This is a genomic window from Patescibacteria group bacterium, assembly GCA_041645165.1.
In the GTDB taxonomy this organism is placed as follows: Bacteria; Patescibacteriota; Patescibacteriia; order 2-02-FULL-49-11; family 2-02-FULL-49-11; genus 2-02-FULL-49-11.
In genome coordinates, this window is the sequence record JBAZQN010000032.1 from 1 (window position 1) to 5,670 (window position 5,670).

The window sequence follows — 5,670 nt, forward strand, 5'->3', positions numbered from 1 at the left end:
GATGCAATAGCCATAACCCCATAAGAGAGCTTTACGGTATATCCCTTGATAAAGACCCCAAGGGATTCATAATCTTTGAGATTGAAGCCAATGCCTTTTTAAAGCAGATGGTAAGGAATATTGTGGGAACAATGGTAGATGTGGGCAAGGGGAAGATCGGGGTAAGTGAATTTGAAGAGATACTTAGAGCTAAAGACAGAAAAAAGGCGGGTATAACAGCTCCTCCACAGGGGTTGTTCCTGGTGAAGATCAAATACTAGTGGGTCACTCCATAAATACCCTTACAACAGGTTATGCCAATTTTATTTCACAAAAAAGCCTATTTCTGCTACACTCGTTTTGTCGCTTAATAACATTGTTGTGCAAAAAAATAATATAAAAGTGAAATGATTAGCCCAAACAATGCTCCTTTGGCAATTTTATGGATGATTTGACTGACATCATCATCAGGTATCGCTGGGAAATTGCTGGCGCTCTTACCATGGCTTTCATTATTGCTTATCTCGCTGGCATTAATAATCGTTTGAACCGTCTCGCCATTGCTTCGACCGCATTCCGCAATACTATCTTGACGGAGTTGAAAGGACTCTATCCTATTCCGTCTGATTGGCCAAAAGATACCAATGTACTTGATCAACGGCTGCGGCAGGTATTTCCGAATTTGCAAATAGCCGTTGTTAACTTCAGACCATTCGTGCCTTGGTATTGGCGTTGGACTTTTGATCGTACTTGGCGTTTCTACCGTCTCGGCAAAGAGGGGAGAGACATTGACCAACAATATTACGGCCAATATCAAAATGGCGAAAGTACGACTGTGATTAATGATGTAAGATGTCTTTAGTGGACACCAAAGTTGAGGTAAAATACAAAGACGGAGGTGTCAGAATGGAAAAGATTCCGAAAGGGATATACACAAAGGAGCTTCGGGAGGAAGCAGTAAAGTTGGTGACAGAGGGCGGATTAACCATACCCGAGGTAGGACGCAGGTTATCGATTGCCGCTTCAACACTGCGGTACTGGGTTCAGGTGAGCAGTAAAGGGAAGCTTCAGGAGGTCGGAAGGCAGCGAAGACCGCTTACAGAAGTAGAAATGGAACTTGCCAAAGTCAAGCGGGAGCTGGCTATAACAAAGATTGAGCGTGACATATTAAAAAAAGCAGCCGCGTACTTTGCCAAGGAGTCGCTGCCAGGTACGCGATCATGAAGGAAATGCGACACAAGTATTCAATTTTCCGGATGTGCCGTGTATTAAGCGTATCGCCAAGCGGATACTACAAATGGCTGAATCTTAAGCCTTCAAAGCATGCTCTGGAAGAGACAAGGCTCGAAGCCGAGATAAAGGCTGCGCATACCAGAACACGAGAGACCTACGGTTCTGAAAGGTTGCAGCGTGATCTTGCGGCACACGGTATTACGGTAGGCGTCTGCCGGATCAGACGCATCAGGAAAAAGCTGGGGTTATGCTGTAAACAGAAGAAAAAGTTCAAGGCGACAACAGATTCAAGGCACACATTGCCAGTAGCAGAAAACCTGCTTCAGCAGCGATTTGAGGCAACTTCCCCCAATGATGTTTGGTTGAGTGATATAACCTATATACCCACAGCAGAAGGCTGGCTGTATCTCGCAGGCCACAAAGATATATTCACCGGAGAGATAGTAGGGTATGCAATGGGTTCCAGGATCACCAAGAATCTTGTCATGCAGTCTCTCTTCCGGGCAGTGACAGCTAAACGTCCAGGCAAGAACTTGATTCATCATTCCGATCGGGGAAGTCAGTATTGTGCCCATGAATATCGGAAGTTACTTGATCAGTTTGATATGAAAGTGTCGATGAGCGCAAAAGGCAACTGCTACGACAATGCACCCATGGAGAGCTTTTGGGGTACGCTTAAGAATGAACTTATCCATCATCGAAGCTACAAAACCAGACAGGAGGCAATTCGGGAGACTACTGAATATATTGAAATCTTCTACAATCGGCAACGTAGGCAGGCAAAGCTCGGATATCTATCCCCTGTTATGTTTGAGAAAAGTTTCTATGGGAAACAAGTGGCGGCATGAAAATATTTCGTGTCCACTATTGACATCAGAGGTCAGCGCGAGCTTAATTTCATATCAGAGCATAGCATCGAAGAGGCGGTTCAAGACTTGGTGGCGGCTTTTCAGGCGGGTAAGATTCCCAATTCCATGACAGATATTAAATATTATAACATTAAAACCATGCAGAACATGAGACTCAGGTGAATACCATCATGCACATATCTTATGTAAAGATCGCCGCGCAACATGCACCAATAAAAGAAGTATTATTAGATGCGATTGGTAAAGTCATTGATAAAGGTCAATTTATATTGGGTGATGAGGTTGCTGAGTTTGAGACCCGCTTTGCAGAGCTATGCGGAGTGCGTTATGCTGTTGGTCTCAACTCTGGGACCGATGCACTAATTTTAGCTTTAAGAGCACTTGGTATTGGTCCTGGCGATGAGGTTATAACTGCGCCAAATTCATTTGTTGCCAGTGCGAGTTGTATTGCCCTTGTGGGTGCGCGACCGGTTTTTGTCGATGTGAATGAAGACTATAACATAAACCCGGCACTTATTGAAGACGCGATAACCTCACATACACGTGCTATAATTCCCGTACATCTTACCGGAAGACCAGCGGATATGGACGTAATACTAAAGATTGCACAGAAACGCAGTCTATACGTTATTGAAGATTGCGCACAAGCAGTCGCTGCTGAGTACAAGGGTAAACGTGTTGGAGGATTTGGTATAGCAGGATGCTTCAGCCTACATCCTTTAAAGACACTTAACGCATGCGGTGATGGAGGAGTCTTAACTACGAATGATAATGCTTTGGCTGAACGTATCAAAATATTAAGAAATGCCGGACTAAAATCTCGTGATGAATGTATTAGTTGGAGTGGCCACTCCCGTCTTGATAATATCCAGGCAGCCATACTCTTGGTCAAATTAAATTATCTTGATACCTGGACTGAAAAAAGGCGCGCCAATGCACTTTTTTACCAACAGCAATTAGCTGACCTGCAACAGTTGAAGATGCCCCAAGATGCATCTTACGAACGAGCCGTATATCATACATTCGTGATCCAAGCTGATTGTAGAAATGAATTGAAATCATACCTATCAGAGTGTGGAATTGAAACAGCAATCCATTATCCTGTGCCAATTCATTTAGACAAGGCCGCGGAAAAACTTGGATATGTTACCGGCAGCTTTCCCGTTACAGAGTGGCTTGCGCAACGTATACTAAGTCTACCTGTATATCCGGAACTAACAGCCGCTGAGTTGAATTATATTGTTGAAACAATTAAAAAATATTATTTGGGGAAGGTATGAAGGTTAATTATTCCTATCTGGAACAGCAGTTTGCGGACATAGAGCCATATATGGATGACATCCGTGCACTCGTTAGAAGTGGCGATTTTACTTTAGGCATGGCACTTGCGGAGTTTGAGGCGAAATTCGCCAACTTGTTGGGGCTGCCATATGCAATTGGTGTGAGCAGCGGCACTGACGCTCTCATTCTCTCATTAAAAATATTAGGTATTGGTTCCGGAGACGAAGTTATTACGACACCGAATACATTTGTTGCTACGGTAGGTGCTATTGCAATGGCAGGCGCACGCCCTGTATTTGTGGATAATAACGAAGAATACAATATCGATGTATCCAAGATTAATAGTGCAATTACGCCACGAACCAAGGCGATAATGCCTGTACACCTTGCAGGCTGTCCAGCCGATATGCCATCCATCATGAAGATAGCCCGACGCAATAATCTAATCGTAATTGAAGATGCAGCTCAAGCAATCCTTGCTTCAATTGATGGTAAATCTGTTGGCTCTTGGGGCGAGACGGCGGGCTTCAGTTTGCACCCGCTTAAGAACCTTAATATATGGGGAGATGGGGGGGTAATTGTCACTCGTTCTAAAGAACTGTGCGAAAAACTACGATTATTTCGCAATCATGGGATGGCTACACGTGATGAAATTGCTTTCTGGGGCCACAATTGTCGTCTGGATACGCTTCAGGCTGTTATCGCTAACAGATTGATAAAGAAAGTGCATTCTATCACTGATCAACGTATTGCAAATGCCAAAAGATATGATGAATCATTTGCCGACTTGCAAGAATATATTCAAATACCTCCACGGAGCGCGAATGTGAAACAAGTTTTTCATACTTATGTTATTCGTGTGAAAAACCGAGACCGCCTCTACGCCTATTTAATTGAAAAAGGTATTGATGTAAAAATTCATTATCCAATTCCCTTACATTTACAAAAAGCGGCATCAGGTTTGGGCTATAAGGAAGGTGACTTCCCTGTATGTGAGGAAGATTGTCGTACCACAATAACCTTACCGGTACATCAACACTTAAAACCGGAAGATATTGGCTATGTGATTGATAGTGTATGTGGATTCTATCGGCAATGATGAGGTAAAAAAAGTAGGATAATGATGGATATGCAGCCCCGAGTGTCAAAGATGAAAGACAGGGAAAAGAATGACGAGAAACTGATACTGGACGGATCGAAAATATTGTGGCACCAGGACAGGCTGGAAAAGTGGAAGAAAGGCGAGCGCGTAGCGCCGATCACCATAGATATGGCGCTGACAAGGGCGTGCAATTATCGCTGCGAATATTGCTTCGGACAGCTACAGGATAATCCGAGAAAAAAGATCACGTTTGAAGTGATGAAGAATTTTCTCGATGACTGTGCCGAAATGGGTGTTAAAGCGATAAGCCTTGTCAGCGATGGCGAAAGCACCATGAATCCATGTTATGTGGACGTCATCATTTACGGCAATTCAAAAGGCATCGATATGGCCATGGGAACGAATGGCTTTCTCTTAAAAAAAGATGTGCTGGAAAAAATACTTTCGTCAATGACGTACCTGAGGTTCAACATTACCGCGGGAGAGCCGAAGCGTTATGCGAAGATCCACGGGACCACGGAAGAAGCCTTCTACCAGGTTTGCCAGAACATAAAAGATGCGATTGAGATAAAAAAACGAGACAATCTGGCGTGCACGATCGGGATGCAGATGGTTTTGACCCCTAATTACGACGATCAGATAATCCCATTGGCAAAATTGGGCAAAGAATTGCGGCCCGATTATTTAGTAATAAAACATTGTTCAGATGACGAGGAAGGATCCCTGGGGATCAATTACGGCGATTATAAAAAGATGTACGAAACTCTGAAAGAAGCCGAGACATATTCTGATGACGAATACCTTGTAAAAGTAAAATGGTCAAAAATAGAAGCTGAAGGAAAACGAGATTATGAAAGCTGCTACGGCCCACCGCTCCATCTGCAGATATCGGGATCGGGTCTTGTAGCGCCATGCGGCGGCTTTTTCAACGAAAAGTATAAAAAGTACCATATCGGCAACTTTGTCGAGACCAGGTTCAAGGATATAATCTTCAGCGACAGATATTGGGATGTCATGGCATATCTGACATCAGACCATTTCAATGCGAAGACCCTGTGCGCTTGTCTATGCTTGCAGCACATGACCAATGAAATATTGGACAAGTACAAAAAGGGATTGACGTATCTTAAAAAACCCGAAGGTACACCGCCGCAACACATTAATTTTATTTAGGGTAAGAGGGTAACCTGATATTATGAAAAGATT

General features: G+C 43.6%; 6 protein-coding genes. All 6 read left to right on the forward strand.

Translation table 11 applies throughout. The annotated features are described in order from the left end of the window. Positions 1 to 260 (forward strand): tRNA pseudouridine(38-40) synthase TruA (locus tag WC659_07140; protein ID MFA4873670.1); only part of this gene is annotated, 260 nt, incomplete at its 5' end. 161 nt (positions 261 to 421) lie between these two features. Beyond that, the gene (locus tag WC659_07145) at positions 422 to 841 is read left to right on the forward strand and encodes a hypothetical protein (GenBank protein MFA4873671.1); all 420 of its coding nucleotides are present in this window, start codon (positions 422 to 424) and stop codon (positions 839 to 841) included. 44 nt (positions 842 to 885) lie between these two features. Continuing rightward, a protein-coding gene (locus WC659_07150; protein MFA4873672.1) for an IS3 family transposase occupies positions 886 to 2,060 on the forward strand; the annotation gives its coding sequence in 2 pieces (ribosomal slippage) (positions 886 to 1,162 and positions 1,162 to 2,060; 1,176 coding nt in all). A gap of 188 nt (positions 2,061 to 2,248) precedes the next feature. Next, positions 2,249 to 3,361 (forward strand): DegT/DnrJ/EryC1/StrS family aminotransferase, encoded by a 1,113-nt coding sequence (locus WC659_07155; protein ID MFA4873673.1) that lies wholly within the window; start codon positions 2,249 to 2,251, stop codon positions 3,359 to 3,361. After that, positions 3,358 to 4,461 (forward strand): DegT/DnrJ/EryC1/StrS family aminotransferase, encoded by a 1,104-nt coding sequence (locus WC659_07160; protein ID MFA4873674.1) that lies wholly within the window; start codon positions 3,358 to 3,360, stop codon positions 4,459 to 4,461. The genes WC659_07155 and WC659_07160 overlap by 4 nt, the downstream gene beginning before the upstream one ends. Positions 4,462 to 4,491: 30 nt before the next feature. Continuing rightward, the gene (locus WC659_07165; protein ID MFA4873675.1) at positions 4,492 to 5,637 is read left to right on the forward strand and encodes a radical SAM protein; all 1,146 of its coding nucleotides are present in this window, start codon (positions 4,492 to 4,494) and stop codon (positions 5,635 to 5,637) included. Positions 5,638 to 5,670: the final 33 nt, after the last annotated feature.

Coding starts and splice junctions, on each gene's coding strand:
- WC659_07145 (MFA4873671.1), top strand. CDS start 422: ATGGATGATTTGACTGACATCATCATCAGGTATCGCTGGGAAATTGCT.
- WC659_07160 (MFA4873674.1), top strand. CDS start 3,358: ATGAAGGTTAATTATTCCTATCTGGAACAGCAGTTTGCGGACATAGAG.
- WC659_07165 (MFA4873675.1), top strand. CDS start 4,492: ATGCAGCCCCGAGTGTCAAAGATGAAAGACAGGGAAAAGAATGACGAG.